Raw genomic sequence first — 15,506 nt, 5'->3', positions numbered from 1 at the left:
CTCAGCCTGCAAGCAGGCGGCAGTGGGAGGGCGGCGTGGCCTTCAGCCCGAGGAAGCTCCCCGGCAGGTACCAATAGGCAGCATGGACCAGTTTCGACCCGGCACCCGACGCCTTCGCCTTTCGAAGAGCGAACCAGGTGAGCCCGGACAGGGCGGTGCCGATGATGATGTGCTGCGCAAGGATGCCCCAGGCGAACGGGACGAGCAGTCCCGCAAACTCGTCGATGGTCCAGAAGCCTATCAGCTCCGGATCGTCGAGCCGTCTTGGAACGAGATACCTGTCGGCCATGCCGCCCTCCCTTCGTAGCCGCGGATCAGATGACCGCGGTCACGACCGAAGTGACGATCGGCACACCGGTACCGACGCCGATCCCGACACCCACCGGGACCGCGACCTGCCCGAGCGCGAAGCGGCCCGAGGCAAGGGCAATGAGGCCGCCGGCGAGGCTGAGGACGGTGATGATCTTGCCGCCCGAACCTTCGAGGAAGTCGGTGAACTTGGCGAGCGCCGGATCGAAGGTGGTGTCGGCACCTGCATAGGCCGCGCCTGCACAGGCCAGAGCGATAGCGGCGGGCAGGATGTAATCCCGGGCGCGAGTGGTGCTTTTGTGCCGGGAGGGAAGGGCGATTGTCTTGGTCATCGAGGAACTCCGTGTCGAACATACAGCGATGTGTTCGCTGTATGTTCTTTCCTCGATTGAGCGGCAGGGTGTAGGAAATCGGAAACGCGCCGAAGCGGATAGATCGCCAAGAAAAATCGGCAGCAACACTAGCGATTGACGCAATCTGCGCTCGCGAAGCCGTGGCATGCGCTCCAATTGCCGGAATATGCGCATGACGTGCCGGGAATTGCGTAGAGGGTGCCGGTTTTTGCGCGAATCACGGGTAGGCAAGGTAAATCAAAGCACTCCATGTTCCCTTTCTGTTCTTTTCGTTTTCCTACACCCTTCCTATGGGGGTACGGGTGAGTCGATGACAACCAGGGAGATAAGATGCGCAATGCCAGACCCCGCCTGCCCCGCAGAAATACCACTTGATGACGGCCTGGATCGGCTGCTCCTGTCCGCTGTGACCGCAAGCGGCAGGTCGCGCCAGGACATTGGCCAAGAAGCGCGCATCCATAAGGATGCGCTGCGACGGATCCTCGAAGGTAAGCGCGCCGCGACGCTTGACGAGGCCATCCGCATTCTATCGGCCAGCGGCGCCAAGCCGCATGTGGCTCTGGCGCTTCAGCTGCTTGGGGAAACCGGCAAGGCTGCAGAATGGATGTACACCGATCTCGGATCTTTCCTCGAGATATTCCTGCAAGAGCTCCCCGAAGCACTCGAAGCAATTTTGGGCTGCCAGCTGCACGAGGTCAGGCCTCGCTGGGCCAAGGGGGCGGCGCACAGGGTGGCGAGCCTTCTGGCCGAGCATATCGACGATCTCGAGCGAAGGGACACGCTCTATGCGAGATGAGCCCAATTCAGTGCCTAGTGAAGGTCGCACAATCGCAAGTAAAGCGCATGACCAGCCGATTCCGGGAGGATTTGCTCTGCCGGAACGTCTCTTGCGCCTGCCAGAGGTTATCGAGCGTGTCGGTCTTAAACGCACCGCAATTTACCAGCGAGCAAAAGAGGGGCGCTTTCCAAAGCCTCGATCACTGGGAACCAGGTGTACGGTGTGGGTCGAATCCGAAGTCGACGAATGGATTCAAGCCGTCCGAACCATAGATCTGTAGCCGCTGATCATGCTGGCAAACTCAGCCGGTGAAACCAGCCCACCGGATCTGGGCAAGGCGGAAAACTCCAGACCCTAGTGGTCCGAGGTTGGGTAGCAGTGCACAACCACCGCCCTGCTCTAAGCCCAGCCGGGGGAAAGCGGGGGGCATGTCTTTAAACGCCATAGGCCTTTAGAAACCGGTCTACGGCATCACTCACGTTCGCGCACAGTTTTTCCCGGTCGGGCTCTTCGGTTGAAAAGCGCGCCATGCACATGTCGAAGCCGCACAGTAGTCCAAAAAGATGGCCTGCCGCGAGGCAGCAGTCATGACAGCGGATTTTTCCGTTGGCGACTGACGCCTCCAACAGCGCGGTCAATTCGCGCTGCATCCGCCGCGGTCCGGTATTCAGGAATAATTCGCCGACTTCTGGCCGCAATTCCGCTTCGGCACCGATTCGGCGCCCAAAACTAATTATGTGGGGCTGGGTAAGGAAGTGGATCACCGCTTGTCCAAAAATCATCAGTGTGTCCCTGAGGTCGCCACCGGCTTCTTCAGGTGAGACAAAATCCGCTCCCATCATGACGCATTCGCGTTGTACCATGGCTGTGAACAGGGCCTCCTTGGTCTTAAACCTGTTGTACACCGTGACTTTTGAAACAGCGCTGCGGCTGGCGATGGTTTCGATTGAGGCACCAGCAAAGCCATGCATAAAAAATTCGTCGCGCGCCGCGTCCAAAATCGCCTCACGCTTGGCAAGGTCGATGGGGCGGTGCCTTGGCCATTTTCCTGCATTCACATCTTGCTGCCTTGCATTATGAGCCCAGGCGTTCAATTTGACGCATGCGTCTATTATCTAATATCGACAAGTAGAGCGTAAGGCCACCCAGCAGGTGGCTATTTTTGTCAACCTGATCCGGCGCGGCGCCTCTGCCGTACAAAATATCGGTACGGTCGATTTGTCGGTGATGGATCCGGCATCGCGCACCACCGATGTTGTCTTTCCCATACCATCAAAGGCGCCCGTACGGGTGCGCGGGGTGAAGGGTGTCGAATGGGCAGCAAACCATTTGTAATCCGGCACTACCATCCACACGCCTAAGGGGGACCTCGAGGGGTCAGCGTCATTGGTGTTGACGATAGTACCTTGATTGTCCTGCCCCATGAAGGACACAGTTACGTTCGTCGGCTTCGTTGGTAGCAGTCCGCAAATCCGCAAAACCCAGCCAGACGCATCGATCACCATCGTACCCGAAGGCGATCAGGGTGGACAATGGCAGCGAGTTCATCTCTCGGGACATGGACCTATGGGCTTACCAACGCGGGGTGATCCTTGACTTCTCCCGTCCTGGTAAGCCCACAGATAATCCTGCACTGAGCCTGTCGAAGGGGCATTCATCAAAGCATTCAACAGCAAGCTGCGCAGCGAATGCCTGAACGCGCACTCGTTCTTATCACTGGAAGATGCTTGCGAAACGCTGGAGGCGTGGCGCAAACATTACAACGAAGAGCGACCGCACAGCGCGATCGGGAATATCCCCCCGATCATGCTGGCAAACTAAGTCGGTGAAACCAGCCCACCGAACCTGAGCAAGGCGGAAAACTACAGACCTGAGTGGTCCGAGGTTAGGTAGCAGTGCAGCAAGGCGGAATACTCCAGACCCGAGTGGACCGAGGTTGGGTAGCAGTGCACTGACGACTGACGACCGTCAATGATGCCGAAGCTCAGAGACGCCCATTCCGCCTCAGGTCACTTGCGCCTTTGTGCAATGCGTTGCACTATTTGGCGGACTTTCTTGCGATTCGAAGGCTAACGGGCAAATCTCGTCACGTTTAGGGAAACCAACTTCATTATGAACAAACAAGTCTACGCCTTCGGCGGCGGCGCCACCAGGCAGGGCCCGCGCAGCCGCGACAAGACCATTGTCGGCGGTAAGGGCGCGAATCTGGCGGAAATGGCCGGAATCGGCCTGCCAGTTCCCCCGGGCTTTACCATCACCACCGAACAATGCGTGTTTTATCTGGCGGAAGGGAATGACTTTTCCGACAGTCTGAAGGCCGAAGTGGCCGTAGCGCTGGCCCATATCGAGGCTGCGGTTGGCAAAAGCTTTGGCAATCCGGCCGATCCCTTGCTGGTTTCGGTCCGTTCGGGCGCACGGGTGTCGATGCCCGGGATGATGGATACCGTGCTCAATCTAGGGCTCAATCACGCCACCGTTGCGGGGCTGGCGCAAACTTCGGGCGATCCGCGCTTTGCCTGGGACTCCTATCGCCGCTTCATCCAGATGTATTCCGATGTGGTGCTGGGTGTGGACCACCACCTGTTTGAAGGCGCACTGGAAATCGTCAAGGAGAACAACGGCTTTTACTCCGATGTTGAGATGGAGGTGCAGCATTGGCAGGCGCTGGTCAAGGAATACGAAGAGATTGTCGAGGCTGAGCTGGGCCGCCCGTTCCCTCAGGATGTCCACGAACAGTTGTGGGGAGCGATTCGAGCGGTGTTTGACAGCTGGGATGCCGACCGGGCCAAGGTCTATCGCCGGCTAAACAACATCCCCGGCGACTGGGGCACCGCGGTCAACGTCCAGGCGATGGTTTTCGGCAATATGGGCGATACCAGCGCCACCGGGGTGGCCTTTACCCGCGATCCGGCGACCGGCGAGCGGGCGTTCTATGGCGAGTGGCTGGTCAATGCCCAGGGCGAAGACGTGGTCGCCGGGATCCGTACCCCGCAATACCTGACCAAGGCCGCGCGCGAGCGGGCCAAGGCCAAGCCGCTATCGATGGAAGAGGCAATGCCGGCAGCTTACGGCAAACTGGCTGCGGTTTTCGAGCTGCTTGAAAAACACTACCGCGACATGCAGGACATCGAATTCACGGTTGAACGCGGGCAGCTGTGGATGCTCCAGACTCGCAGCGGCAAGCGAACCGCCAAGGCCGCGCTGAAGATGGCGGTCGACATGGTCCACGAAGGGCTGATCGATGAAAAGACCGCGATCCTGCGGGTCGATCCGATGGCGCTTGATCAACTGCTGCACCCCACGCTCGATCCCCAGGCCCCGCGTGACGTCTTGACCCTGGGGCTGCCGGCATCGCCCGGGGCGGCATCGGGCGCGATCGTGCTCGATTCCGACAGCGCCGAAAAGCGTTCGGCGATGGGCGAGGCGGTAATCCTAGTGCGGGTGGAAACCAGTCCGGAAGATATTCACGGCATGCACGCCGCCAAGGGCATCCTGACCGCGCGCGGGGGCATGACCAGCCACGCCGCGGTGGTGGCGCGTGGCATGGGGCGGCCCTGCGTTTCTGGCGCCTCGGCCGTCTCGATCGACCTCGCCAGCCGGTCATTGCGGATCGGCAACCGCGAGTTGAAGGAAGGCGATGTCATCACCCTGGACGGTGCCAGCGGCGAGGTTATGGCCGGGCTGGTAAAGACGATCGAGCCCGAACTGGTCGGCGATTTCGGCGTCCTGATGGAATGGGCCGACCGGCACCGCCGGATGAAGGTTCGCACCAATGCCGAAACCCCGGCCGATTGCCGCACCGCGCGTCAGTTTGGCGCCGAAGGGGTCGGCCTGTGCCGGACCGAGCATATGTTCTTTGACGCCAAGCGGATCGCCTCGGTACGCCAGATGATTCTAGCTGAAGACGATGACCAGCGACGCGCCGCCTTGGCCAAACTGCTGCCCGAGCAACGCGCCGATTTTCACGCGATCTTTGAGGTCATGGCGGGCCTGCCGGTGACGATCCGGCTGCTCGATCCGCCGCTCCACGAGTTTCTGCCGCACGAAGATGCCGAGTTCGAGGATCTGGCCGAGATGATCGGGGTGGGGGCAGCAACCCTGCGCCGCCGGGCCAACGAGCTTCACGAATTCAACCCGATGCTGGGCCATCGCGGCTGCCGCCTGGGGATCACCTTTCCCGAGATCTACGAGATGCAGGCCCGGGCGATTTTCGAAGCCGCCTGCGAGGTGGAAGCCCAGCACGGCGAGGCCGTGGTGCCCGAGGTGATGATCCCGCTGGTCGCCACCCGCAAGGAGCTGGAAATCCTCAAGGCCCTGGTCGATCGGACCGCGGCGGCGGTGTTCGCAGAACAGGGCCGGACACTGGCCTATCAGGTTGGCACGATGATCGAACTGCCGCGCGCGGCGCTGATGGCTGGCAAGATTGCCGAAGTTGGTGAATTCTTCTCGTTCGGGACCAACGATCTGACCCAGACTACGCTGGGCGTCAGCCGCGACGATGCCGCGCGGTTCCTTGGCGCTTATGTCGAAAAGGGAATCTTCCCGCGCGATCCGTTCGTCAGCCTGGATATCGAAGGGGTCGGCCAGCTGGTCCGGCTGGCGGCCGAACGCGGGCGGTCGACGCGGCCCGACATCAAGCTGGGGATCTGCGGCGAGCATGGCGGCGATCCGGACAGCATTGCCTTCTGTGAGGAGGTCCGGCTGGACTATGTCAGCGCATCGCCCTTCCGGGTACCGATCGCGAGGCTGGCCGCAGCCCAGGCAATTTTGCAGAAATGAAGGACAGGCTCCTTAAGTCGGTGAATATTCTTACACTGTCCATCAAAAGTTTCTCGGTTACAAAATCACCATCAGCCTCTTGCTCGATCAGTTCGATCAGACCTTTTTTGCCTAAAGACATCGTCATAGTCTAAGGTCGAAATCGCGTCCGGACCTAGCGAGAACTCCATAGAAGCGTTGGAGGCGATCCTTGGTGTTAGGAAGGCCGCCCAGACCGAGCGCTTAGCACTGATGCCAATCGACCAGCTAGGTAATGACCTCAGCGCGGTAGCATGGGACGATATGGCTGTGCCGATCATGACAAATTTTGAGACTGATGCTGCATATTTGCGGGCCTACGTGCGCGATGATCGAACGGTTGCAGGCGGCCAGGGGTCACTCAACCATTGTGGTCCTGCTCCGATCTTTTCGTAGCAGGGTTGCGCTAGCCACCGCCAGAGCAATCAAGGCCGCAGCTACGATTGGCGCGTCACTCTGCGCGCCAAATTTGCGAAACAGCAATGCGGCCAGAATGGCCCCTAACGTTTGACCAATCAGCCTTGACAACGACAGCATTGCCGAAGCCGCTCCAGCGCGGGCGTGTGGAGCAATAGCGATCATACTATGGTTGTTGGGAACCTGGAAAATGCCGAAGCCGATGCCGCAAATCACTGCCGCTGCGACGATCTGGAAAGTCGAAACGCCCGGTTGCAACAATGACAGCCAAATTGCGCCACCGGTTAGGACAATCAACCCCGAAGCGCACAGCCAGGCTGACGCATAGCGATTGACCAGACGCCCGGAAACGAACGCTGCAATCACGATGCCGAGCGGCAGTGGCACCATGAAAAGGCCGATAGTCTCAGGTTTGAAGTGAAACCGTTGTTGCAGAATGAATGGGAATGACAATGTGATAAGCATCATGACAGCATAGGCTGTTGCAGACATAGCATAAGCTGTGCGCAGCGAGTCCAGCTTCAGCAAATCGAGCGGTACCATCGAGTCCTGGTTGGCTGTCGTGCGTTTACCGAGGAACCATATGGCCGGGATCGCGATGCCGATTGAAAGCAATGTCCACCGAGAAACGGAATCTTGAGCCAGATCATTGAGGAAGAGGAATAAGGCCGCAAAGCCCGCACTGCACAACAAGGCCGAACGGTAATCGAATGCCTTTTTTTGCGACCCGGTCGAAGGGATTGCCCAGAATCCGAGTGCAAGCGCGAGCAAGCCGAACGGAAGCCCCACTGCAAAAATGGCGTGCCATCCCGCAATCGAAAGGACGAGCGCACCGACCGCCGGTCCGGCGGCCGAAGCAATCGAAACGGCGATGGTATTGTATCCTATGCCGCGCGGGACCAATGCAGGAGGGTAGATTGTCCGAACCAATGCCCCGCTGACCACCATTACTGCCGCGGCACCGATACCTTGCACAAAGCGCGACGACGCCAGAACTGCCAAACTGTGTGCGTTGATACTGCCAAAGGCCGCAAGCATGAAAATCAAGAGGCCGCCCAGATAGACTTTCTTGTAGCCAAGGATTTCGGCGGCCTTCGCCATCGGCAAAAGCGCCATCACGATGGCGATCTGATAGGCGTTGATTGCCCATACCGATTTTGCCGCAGTTATGGCCAAACCTTTCGAGATAAAAGGCAGAGCTACGTTAGCAATTGATACGTCCATAATGGTAAGAAATATGGCACTCCAGATCGAGAGTGCCGCCCAGAACCGACGAGGAACTGGAAGCCCGGTTGTAGGTTGGGATCCGTCCGCAATAGTTGACGTCCCGACTTGAGGCGCTCCATCGATCGAGCTCATGACGCCGCGGCTTGGGGCTTTTGGCCCATCTTTTTGCACTTCCCAAACATTATGACGGTCCTTAGCGTCATCCGCCAAGTGCGAGGCACGCGGTTTGCAGGTCTCTATTCGACTTCAGAATTGTAAGCCCAACCTTGGTCATCGACGTGCGGCTTGCCGCATGGAGCACTAAGAGCGAACGGCAGGCGATGCTCCTGTCCGTTAGCTCCCATTTTGTGGCCCTGCTGGTCGATCGGCCCCTAATCGGTCTAGCCCTGCGCCGAACTCTGTTGCGGTGATCGACCGCAGAGTGGGCGCAAAGGCCGCATTACATCTTGAGAATGGCCTTGATCGCGTTGCCGGAAACTTCCGTTTCCTCGACGGCTTGATTGATCTGGTCGAAATCGTAGAACGTGCAGAGCCGTTCGAACGGAAACAGACCGGCCTCGCGCATCGCAATCAGTTGCGGGATGAAGACTTGTGGTGTGCTCGAACCTTCGACCACCCCGCGCAATTTGCGGCCGAAAAGCATGTTGTTCATGTCGAGCGAGAATTCAGTTCCCAACTTCGCCCCGCCGACTACGGCCGTTTCCCCCATTGTATGGGTACTGTCTACCGCGCTGCGCAGAACCTGCGGAATGGCGGTGGTATCAATCGCATAGTCCGCGCCGCCCCCCGTCATGGCAATGATCGTTTCCTGAGCATTGTTGGTGTTGGCATCAATAATGTCGGTTGCACCAAGTTCACGGGCCAACTGCAGACGCGTGGGATTGCGGTCGACAGCGATAATCTTGACGCAACCGGAAGCCTTTGCAGCCATCACCGCGCTGAGACCAACCGAGCCGACGCCGAAGATTGCAATCGACGAGCCGGGGGCTGGCTGCAGCGCATTGAGGACGGTGCCTGCGCCGGTCTGAATTCCGCAGCCTAATGGGCCGAGAAGCTCAATCGGTGCGTTGTCGGCAACCTTGACGCAGTTGTTTTCAGTTGCGATCGAATAGGTCGCGAATGAAGACTGTCCGAAGAAGCAGGCATTCACATCTTCCCCGTTGCGTGTGATCGGGGTCGATCCGTCAAGCCGACGGCCCATGAAATTGAGCGGAAAAAGGCTTGGGCAATAGGCTTGGTGACCCTTCATGCACGACGGGCAAGTCCCGCAATAGCTGAACGATAGCACCACCTTGTCGCCCGGCTTGACCGTGGTGACTCCGCGCCCGACCTTTTCGACAACGCCAGAACCCTCATGGCCCAGAACGGCGGGAAGTGGGGTCGGGTAATACTGGTCGCGGACGGTAAGATCGGTGTGGCACATCCCAGCCGCAGCAATCTTGACAAGTACTTCACCGTCACGGGGCTCTTCGATATCGACGTTATCGAGGACAAATTTCCCGCCCTGGCTTTCAATGATTGCGGCATAGGCTTGCATAAAGGCTCTCCTCTTATTGCGCTCTTGGGCGCTTTATTAGCAGAAAAAGTACAGGTTCTTGTCTTGCGTCACGCGCGCATCGATCAGCAGTTTGCGCCGGAACACCTGGAAACCATTACCAACCCGGCGCAGCTTATCCTCACGCCCCAGCGTATGAACGGTCATTTCAAGTTGGCGGCGGTTGCGATAGACGACCACGTTTGAATAAACGTCGAACTCGCCATCGCCTGCATCGAAAGCTTCGACGTTGCTGACCATGTACCGGATCTTGGACGGCGGATCCTCCATCCATACGGTGCCGGTATAAAGCCGCTCTACGCGTTGCTTGAGCTCGCCATAATCGTCATTATAAATTGCAGCATCGTCGGGTGTCGGATCGGGGCGACGGTCGCGGATCAAGCGTTGTTCATAAATCGGCATCCAGTAATGGATGTCCTCGGCGACCATGTCCGTTAACCATTCTCGGTATTGCCCGTTCTGAAGCATCCGGACTTCGGCACGATAATGCATTTCAATCGCGGACTGGACATCCAATCCCGCTAAGGTCTGTTTACCCGTCATAAACTCTCCGGCATTCGATGCGTTTGAAAAAGTTTGTGAATTACTCGGCTGCGTCGACTTTGTCGGTCCAGTAATTACGATTGGTGAACATCGAATCCCAGGTGTCGTCGTTTGCCTTCACCGCCTTCCAATCGGGCGCATCCAGCATTTCCTTCCAGAAACGATAGAAGCCGCGATGGGATGTTTCGCCGATGAAGCTGGATCCAACAATCCCCGGAAAAACGGGGTGCGGACCTTCGAAGCCGGCACCCATGCTGGAGTTGATGCGGCCGTCGCGGGTGATGGTTCCGCGGTTGACAAAGGTGGACGACGACATGTTCTCGCCATCGTCGCTTTCCAGCGTTCCGGCAGTGCCGAAACTCCGGGTGGCTTCGCGCTGGATCATGCTCTTCGTTTCCGCGTCGGCGTCACGCGGCACCATCGTGTACGTCCACACTTCAATCTCGTGCGGGCCACGCGGATGCCAGACCTTGAACGTATTGGTTCCGTAAAGGAACGAGCAGCTCGGGAAGATCGAGCAGTTCCAGTGGCCAACATAAAGTTCTTCACGCTCCGGTCCGAACTTTCGGCCAACTTCAGCGCGGGTGTCGGCAAGGTATTTTGCCCAGCCATCGCGCTTGACGTGGATCGCCGGGGCGGCGTTGTTGATCACTCCGAAGCCATGCCCGTGCCGGGTCGTGAACTGATAGCCCAGACTTTCAAAGGGCAGGTCCGCCCGGTTCCCCGACAGACCGGCAAGTTCGCCGCCGATCTGGGCCAAGGCGCCGGCGTGGGTCCAGCCGACATGGTAGCCATCGCCGACGAAATTCTCTGTCGGCACCTTCCAATTGCAGGCCAGAAGACTTTTCATCGGCGGACCCAGCAGCTCCAGCCCGCCTCCGGCACCTTCCCAGATCGTATCGAGGTACCAACGGAATTCGCCCAGAAATTCCTCCAGACTTGGCGCGTCGGCATCGCCGCAGCCGAAAATGAAGCCTTTGTACGTCTCTACCCGAACGTGCTTGGCGCCCAGCTTCGCCTTGTCGAGCTGGCCATGATAGCACCGCGTTTCGAGCGGGACATCGACCAGACTGCCGTCCTGACCGTAAACCCAGCCGTGGTAGTTGCAGACGAACGCCTTGGCATTGCCGCTGTCGGCATGGCAAATCTGGTTGCCGCGATGGGTGCACGAATTGATGAACGCCCGGAACGAGCCATCTTGCTGATGCGACAGGATGACCTTGTCTTCAGCCATATAGGTGGTGATGAAATCGCCGGGCTTGGGAAGGAGCGACTCGTGCCCCAGAAACAGCCACGAACGAGCAAAAATCCTTTCCAACTCAAGGTTGTATACGTCCTTATCCCAGAAAATCTCGCGCGACTGATTCGATTCGACATTGTCGACAAGGTTGAGGATTTCAGACATACTTCTCTCCGTACAGCTCTCTTGGCTTGAATCTAAAAAAGTCAAACACTATAGGCAATGCGATGCATGATATGCAAAAAACTGAGCTTGCGCAAGTGCTGCTTGGCCTGTTTGGATCCTGGTTTTGAGCACGCTTGCCCGTGGTCTCTCTGTCTGGCGAGACGCGCGATCGGGAGTCTGGAACTCGCCAACCTTGCTGCTTTGCCTGGCATCCTTCTTCTGGGCTTTGAATCCGATTGTCGCCCGCGCAGCGCGCGACTTGATCTCACCCACGTCGCTTGCATTCTGGAGGTGGGTGGTTGCTTTTCTGTTCGTGCTTCCTTTCGCCTGGCGACATATCAGGGACGATAGGCAAACTCTGCGCGAATCATGGCCAGTGCTTATGCCGCTCGGTTTTTTTGGTGTCGGGCTGTTCAGCTACCTCGTCTATGCGGGTCTACAGTATACTACTGCAACCAACAGCCTGATGCTGCAAGCCATCATGCCGATCATGACGATGGTGATACCTGCGGTTGTGTTTGGGGAGCGGTTGCGTCCACTTCTTGCTCTCGGCGCCGGACTATCGTTTGCGGGGGTCGTGTGGATCGTCACTCAAGGGCATCCGCTTGCCCTGCAATGGGGCGCACTCAACCGCGGGGATTTGCTCGCAGTGACAGCTGTATTCCTTTATTCGGCCTACGCCACCTTCCTTCGCAAGGCGCCGGCCGTGCATCACCTCAGCTTGCTCGCCGCCCTTTTTGCGATCGGCGCGGCGTCGTTGGCAATACCCTACATCGCTATGCTGGCCAGCGAAGGCCTGTCCTTGCCGTCGGTCGAAGTCGTGGCTACCGTTCTGTATGTCGGGATATTTCCCTCGCTTGCCGCCTATGGCTTGTTCAACCGTTCGGTAGTACTGATCGGATCGGTTCGCGCAGGGGTTTACATGAATTTGCCGACGGTGTTCGGGGTCGGACTCGCCATACCGCTCCTTGGTGAATATTTATCTTCATATCATTTTGTGGGCGCGATCATGATCATCGCCGCGATCGCCATTTCACGTCGATAGCCCCGAGACTCTTCGAATGCGCAACCCAGGATGCATGAAGCCATGACCGAAAAACAGCACAATCAGTCATATGCCGAAGCGTTTCGTCACGCTGCCGAAGACCCTGAAGGCTTTTGGGCGGACGCCGCGCAGACGTTGGACTGGTTTTCGGAGCCCCGACTGACCTATGACGAAGAAAAGGGCTGGTTTTCCGACGGGATTCTCAACACCTGCCACAATTGCCTGGACAGGCATGTCCTGGCAGGACGCGGCGATGCAGTTGCACTGAACTACGACAGCCCTTCTACAGGTGCCTTTCGCAGCTTCACCTATTCACAGCTGCTGATGGAAACGGGACGGGTGGCGGCGATGCTTGCCAGCCTGGGTGTGTCGAAGGGCGACCGGGTCGTCATCTTCATGCCGATGGTGCCCGAGACGGCCTTCGCGATGCTGGCTTGCGCACGATTGGGCGCGATCCATTCGGTGGTTTTCGGCGGATTCGCCGCACCGGAACTTGCCAAGCGGATTGATGATGCCAAACCCAAGGTAATCCTGACCGCTTCGTGCGGGCTCGAAGGGGCGAGGGTCATTGCCTACAAACCTTTGGTTGATGAGGCGGTCGAACTTTCGTTGCACAGCGTTGAACATGTCGTCCTTCTAAAGCGCGAGCGGCTGACGGCCGACCTTGGCCATGAGCGGGATATTGATTGGCAGGAACTGCGCAACCGCACCGCAAGCGATCCAATGCCAGCCTGTGTGTCGCTCGTTTCGGGGGACCCGCTCTATATCCTCTACACCTCGGGAACTACCGGCATTCCCAAGGGTGTCGTGCGCGACAATGGAGGCCATGCTGTTGCGCTTTCGTGGTCCATGGAGAATATCTATGGCATTGGTTCGGGTGACGCGTTCTGGGCGGCATCGGACGTTGGCTGGGTCGTTGGCCACAGTTACATCGTCTATGGGCCGTTGCTGGTGGGAGGAACTTCTGTCTTGTTCGAGGGGAAACCGGTTGGCACGCCGGATGCTGGCACTTTCTGGCGGACGATTACACGCAACAAGGTCAGAACCTTCTTTACTGCACCCACTGCGATCCGGGCGATCCGCAAGGAAGATCCCGAAGCAAGATTCTTGAAAGAGATCGGCACGGGCGAATGCCGCGCGATCTTCCTCGCAGGTGAGCGCGCGGACCCCGCAACCATTGAATGGCTTGAGCAGGAAAGCGGGCTGCCAGTGTTTGATCACTGGTGGCAGACCGAGCTGGGTTGGCCGGCCATCGCCTCATGTTTCGCGATGGGCGATTTGCGGCGCAAACCAGGCAGCGCGGGGCTTGCAGTGCCCGGCTACAAATTTGCAATTCTGCGCGACGATGGCACCGCAGTGGACGAAGGCGAAAGCGGCAACGTTGTCATTCAGACACCCCTGCCGCCTGGAGCCTTTCGGACGCTGTGGAACAACCAAGCTGCCTTTGCGAAAAACTTCGCCAGTTTTCCAGGCTATTACGAAACGGGCGATTCTGGCTATTGTGACGGCGTCGGCTTTCTCCACATCATGGGGCGGACCGATGACATCATCAATGTCGCAGGCCACCGACTTTCTACCGGTCAGATGGAGGAAATTGTGGCGCGGCTTGCGGAGGTCAGCGAATGCGCGGTGGTGGGCGCAAAAGACGCCGTCAAGGGCATGGCGCCGGTCGCCTTCATAACCGCACAGTCTGGGGCAGCGGATGAAGGCGCGATTGCCGGACTTGCAATCTCGGCCGTGCGCGCTGAACTGGGTGCCGTCGCGGCATTAAAGACCGTGTATGTGGTTGATCAATTGCCGAAGACCCGATCGGGAAAGATCCTTCGCAATCTGCTGCGCAAGATCGTTGATCGCGAACCTTTCAGTGTGCCACCAACGATCGATGACCCGGCCATACCCAAAGCTATCGCCGCGCAGTTTGATGAAGATTGATCCTCAGCCAGGCCAGTCTTGAAAGTCGCTATCAACAATACCTACCGAAGTCCTCCGCGCGACAATCCGGTTCAAGGAGTTTGTGTAAGCAGATGAACCCACTACACGTCGCTGATCATCTTTTCAGACGAATCCGTGCACCAAATTTTGCTCGACGCCGATCCACATTTGAGGGAAAGCGCCTGGTATCTCACTCATCATCGCCATACTTGATAAATTTGAAATAATGGACCACGATATGAAGAAAACTAGTGAAGATTTTGAAAATGGGCTCAATGAAAGTAATGATAAGAGGAAATCTATTCAGTCAGTTGAAATTGGGGTGCGCGTTTTATTGGCTTTAGTGGAGACTGGAGGAGGTGAAGGGGCCTTTCTCCGCGAAGTGGCAGAACATTCAGGTCTGTCCCGCAGCCAAGCCCACCGGTATTTGCTTTCCTTTGTGAATACCGGGGTGGCCGAACAGGACGAACGGAGCGGGCGGTATTATTTGGGGGGGCTCACGGTCCGTCTTGGCCTGGCGGCAATGGCACGGCTGGACACTGTGCGCATAGCCGCGGAGCATTTGGAAGATCTTTTGGCAGAAATGAAAACTACCGGCTTGCTTTCCGTGTGGGGCGATTACGGCCCAACTGTCATTCGCTGGATCGATGGTGGAATGCCGCTGTTTACATCTCTGCACACGGGATCGGTATTGCCATTGCAGACATCGTCGACCGGGATCCTCTTTCTGACGCATTGCCCTCCTGAACAGACCAGGGAACGGGTCGAACGCGAGCGGGCTGAGGGTATTGTCGTCGATGACCTCGAACTTGCCGCGCAAATTGAGGAGGCCAGGCGTGTGGGTTTCGCCAGGACTTACGGAACTGTCGTACCGGGACTATCGGCGACGTCTGTGCCGGTTCTGGATTCACAAGATCGCTTGGTCGCGACGATGAGTGTCTTGGCTCGTGCGGACCAAAAGACGTTTTTCAGCAAGGCCAAAATCGATAGGATCACTGGTGTGGCGCGCAGTGCAAGCAGGGCCATCGGTTGGCAGGGTTAGGGCCGACACCAGATCACTCAGACTGTCAGGGGGAGAGGTAAAATAGTTGAGGGCAAGGCGTATGCACGCAGCATTGAGCCATTGCGACGTACCGAACGCAGAG

14 protein-coding genes and 1 pseudogene are annotated in these 15,506 nt (G+C 58.0%); 8 read left to right on the top strand and 7 right to left on the bottom strand.

Annotated elements, in window-relative coordinates; genetic code table 11:
• Position 1 precedes the first annotated feature (1 nt).
• Positions 2-289, bottom strand: a complete 288-nt coding sequence (gene traL / locus BUA05_RS06255) for a type IV conjugative transfer system protein TraL (protein ID WP_011413152.1) — start codon at positions 287-289, stop codon at positions 2-4.
• Positions 290-314: 25 nt separating this feature from the next.
• Positions 315-641: a hypothetical protein gene (locus BUA05_RS06250; RefSeq protein ID WP_072673809.1), complete on the bottom strand. Its 327-nt coding sequence runs from the start codon at positions 639-641 to the stop codon at positions 315-317.
• Between the two features lie 358 nt (positions 642-999).
• On the opposite strand from BUA05_RS06250, the gene BUA05_RS06245 reads away from it, so the two are divergent.
• Both BUA05_RS06245 and BUA05_RS06240 read left to right on the top strand, forming a co-directional pair.
• Positions 1,000-1,458: a hypothetical protein gene (locus BUA05_RS06245; RefSeq protein WP_072673909.1), complete on the top strand. Its 459-nt coding sequence runs from the start codon at positions 1,000-1,002 to the stop codon at positions 1,456-1,458.
• Positions 1,448-1,720, top strand: a complete 273-nt coding sequence (locus tag BUA05_RS06240) for an AlpA family phage regulatory protein (RefSeq protein ID WP_084662497.1) — start codon at positions 1,448-1,450, stop codon at positions 1,718-1,720. Before BUA05_RS06245 ends, BUA05_RS06240 begins: the two co-directional genes overlap by 11 nt.
• Before the next feature lie 154 nt (positions 1,721-1,874).
• Here the strand turns inward: BUA05_RS06240 and BUA05_RS06235 are convergent, their stop codons facing one another.
• On the bottom strand, positions 1,875-2,498 hold the full coding sequence (locus BUA05_RS06235; RefSeq protein ID WP_072673808.1) for a TetR/AcrR family transcriptional regulator: 624 nt from the start codon (positions 2,496-2,498) through the stop codon (positions 1,875-1,877).
• Positions 2,499-2,592: 94 nt separating this feature from the next.
• Here BUA05_RS06235 and BUA05_RS14475 point away from each other — a divergent pair, with 94 nt between their 5' ends.
• The 3 genes and pseudogenes from BUA05_RS14475 to ppdK all read left to right on the top strand — a co-directional run bounded on the left by BUA05_RS14475 (position 2,593) and on the right by ppdK (position 6,219).
• Positions 2,593-2,775, top strand: coding sequence for a hypothetical protein (locus BUA05_RS14475; RefSeq protein ID WP_143150267.1), 183 nt, complete (start codon positions 2,593-2,595; stop codon positions 2,773-2,775).
• 172 nt (positions 2,776-2,947) lie between these two features.
• A pseudogene (locus BUA05_RS06230) lies at positions 2,948-3,261 on the top strand (integrase core domain-containing protein); the annotation flags it as partial.
• 291 nt (positions 3,262-3,552) lie between these two features.
• The gene (ppdK, locus tag BUA05_RS06225) at positions 3,553-6,219 is read left to right on the top strand and encodes a pyruvate, phosphate dikinase (RefSeq protein ID WP_072673807.1); all 2,667 of its coding nucleotides are present in this window, start codon (positions 3,553-3,555) and stop codon (positions 6,217-6,219) included.
• A gap of 375 nt (positions 6,220-6,594) precedes the next feature.
• On the opposite strand, the gene BUA05_RS06220 is transcribed toward ppdK, so the two are convergent.
• The 4 genes from BUA05_RS06220 to BUA05_RS06205 form a co-directional block, all read right to left on the bottom strand.
• Complete coding sequence (locus tag BUA05_RS06220; RefSeq protein WP_072673806.1) at positions 6,595-8,013, bottom strand: MFS transporter; 1,419 nt, start codon at positions 8,011-8,013, stop codon at positions 6,595-6,597.
• Between the two features lie 307 nt (positions 8,014-8,320).
• The gene (locus BUA05_RS06215) at positions 8,321-9,418 is read right to left on the bottom strand and encodes an NAD(P)-dependent alcohol dehydrogenase (protein WP_072673805.1); all 1,098 of its coding nucleotides are present in this window, start codon (positions 9,416-9,418) and stop codon (positions 8,321-8,323) included.
• 36 nt (positions 9,419-9,454) lie between these two features.
• Positions 9,455-9,979, bottom strand: coding sequence for an aromatic-ring-hydroxylating dioxygenase subunit beta (locus BUA05_RS06210; protein ID WP_072673804.1), 525 nt, complete (start codon positions 9,977-9,979; stop codon positions 9,455-9,457).
• Positions 9,980-10,019: 40 nt separating this feature from the next.
• Positions 10,020-11,384 carry an aromatic ring-hydroxylating oxygenase subunit alpha gene (locus BUA05_RS06205; protein WP_072673803.1) on the bottom strand — a complete coding sequence of 455 codons (1,365 nt, stop codon included), beginning with the start codon at positions 11,382-11,384 and terminating at the stop codon, positions 10,020-10,022.
• A gap of 124 nt (positions 11,385-11,508) precedes the next feature.
• Between BUA05_RS06205 and BUA05_RS06200 the strand changes: the two genes are divergently transcribed.
• From BUA05_RS06200 to BUA05_RS06190, 3 genes are all read left to right on the top strand, one after another.
• Positions 11,509-12,429, top strand: a complete 921-nt coding sequence (locus BUA05_RS06200) for a DMT family transporter (RefSeq protein ID WP_072673802.1) — start codon at positions 11,509-11,511, stop codon at positions 12,427-12,429.
• A 42-nt stretch (positions 12,430-12,471) separates the two neighbouring features.
• The gene (locus BUA05_RS06195; RefSeq protein WP_072673907.1) at positions 12,472-14,361 is read left to right on the top strand and encodes an AMP-binding protein; all 1,890 of its coding nucleotides are present in this window, start codon (positions 12,472-12,474) and stop codon (positions 14,359-14,361) included.
• A gap of 226 nt (positions 14,362-14,587) precedes the next feature.
• Positions 14,588-15,403: an IclR family transcriptional regulator gene (locus BUA05_RS06190; protein WP_072673801.1), complete on the top strand. Its 816-nt coding sequence runs from the start codon at positions 14,588-14,590 to the stop codon at positions 15,401-15,403.
• Positions 15,404-15,506 lie beyond the last annotated feature (103 nt).

Origin of the sequence: Erythrobacter sanguineus (assembly GCF_900143235.1) — a bacterium.
Taxonomy (GTDB): domain Bacteria; phylum Pseudomonadota; class Alphaproteobacteria; order Sphingomonadales; family Sphingomonadaceae; genus Erythrobacter; species Erythrobacter sanguineus.
This window is presented reverse-complemented; position numbering and strand designations above follow the sequence as displayed.

Coding starts and splice junctions, on each gene's coding strand:
- BUA05_RS06215 (WP_072673805.1), bottom strand. CDS start 9,418: ATGCAAGCCTATGCCGCAATCATTGAAAGCCAGGGCGGGAAATTTGTC.
- traL (WP_011413152.1), bottom strand. CDS start 289: ATGGCCGACAGGTATCTCGTTCCAAGACGGCTCGACGATCCGGAGCTG.
- BUA05_RS06195 (WP_072673907.1), top strand. CDS start 12,472: ATGACCGAAAAACAGCACAATCAGTCATATGCCGAAGCGTTTCGTCAC.
- ppdK (WP_072673807.1), top strand. CDS start 3,553: ATGAACAAACAAGTCTACGCCTTCGGCGGCGGCGCCACCAGGCAGGGC.
- BUA05_RS06250 (WP_072673809.1), bottom strand. CDS start 641: ATGACCAAGACAATCGCCCTTCCCTCCCGGCACAAAAGCACCACTCGC.
- BUA05_RS06210 (WP_072673804.1), bottom strand. CDS start 9,979: ATGACGGGTAAACAGACCTTAGCGGGATTGGATGTCCAGTCCGCGATT.
- BUA05_RS06190 (WP_072673801.1), top strand. CDS start 14,588: ATGGACCACGATATGAAGAAAACTAGTGAAGATTTTGAAAATGGGCTC.
- BUA05_RS06240 (WP_084662497.1), top strand. CDS start 1,448: ATGCGAGATGAGCCCAATTCAGTGCCTAGTGAAGGTCGCACAATCGCA.
- BUA05_RS06245 (WP_072673909.1), top strand. CDS start 1,000: ATGCCAGACCCCGCCTGCCCCGCAGAAATACCACTTGATGACGGCCTG.
- BUA05_RS06220 (WP_072673806.1), bottom strand. CDS start 8,013: ATGAGCTCGATCGATGGAGCGCCTCAAGTCGGGACGTCAACTATTGCG.
- BUA05_RS06205 (WP_072673803.1), bottom strand. CDS start 11,384: ATGTCTGAAATCCTCAACCTTGTCGACAATGTCGAATCGAATCAGTCG.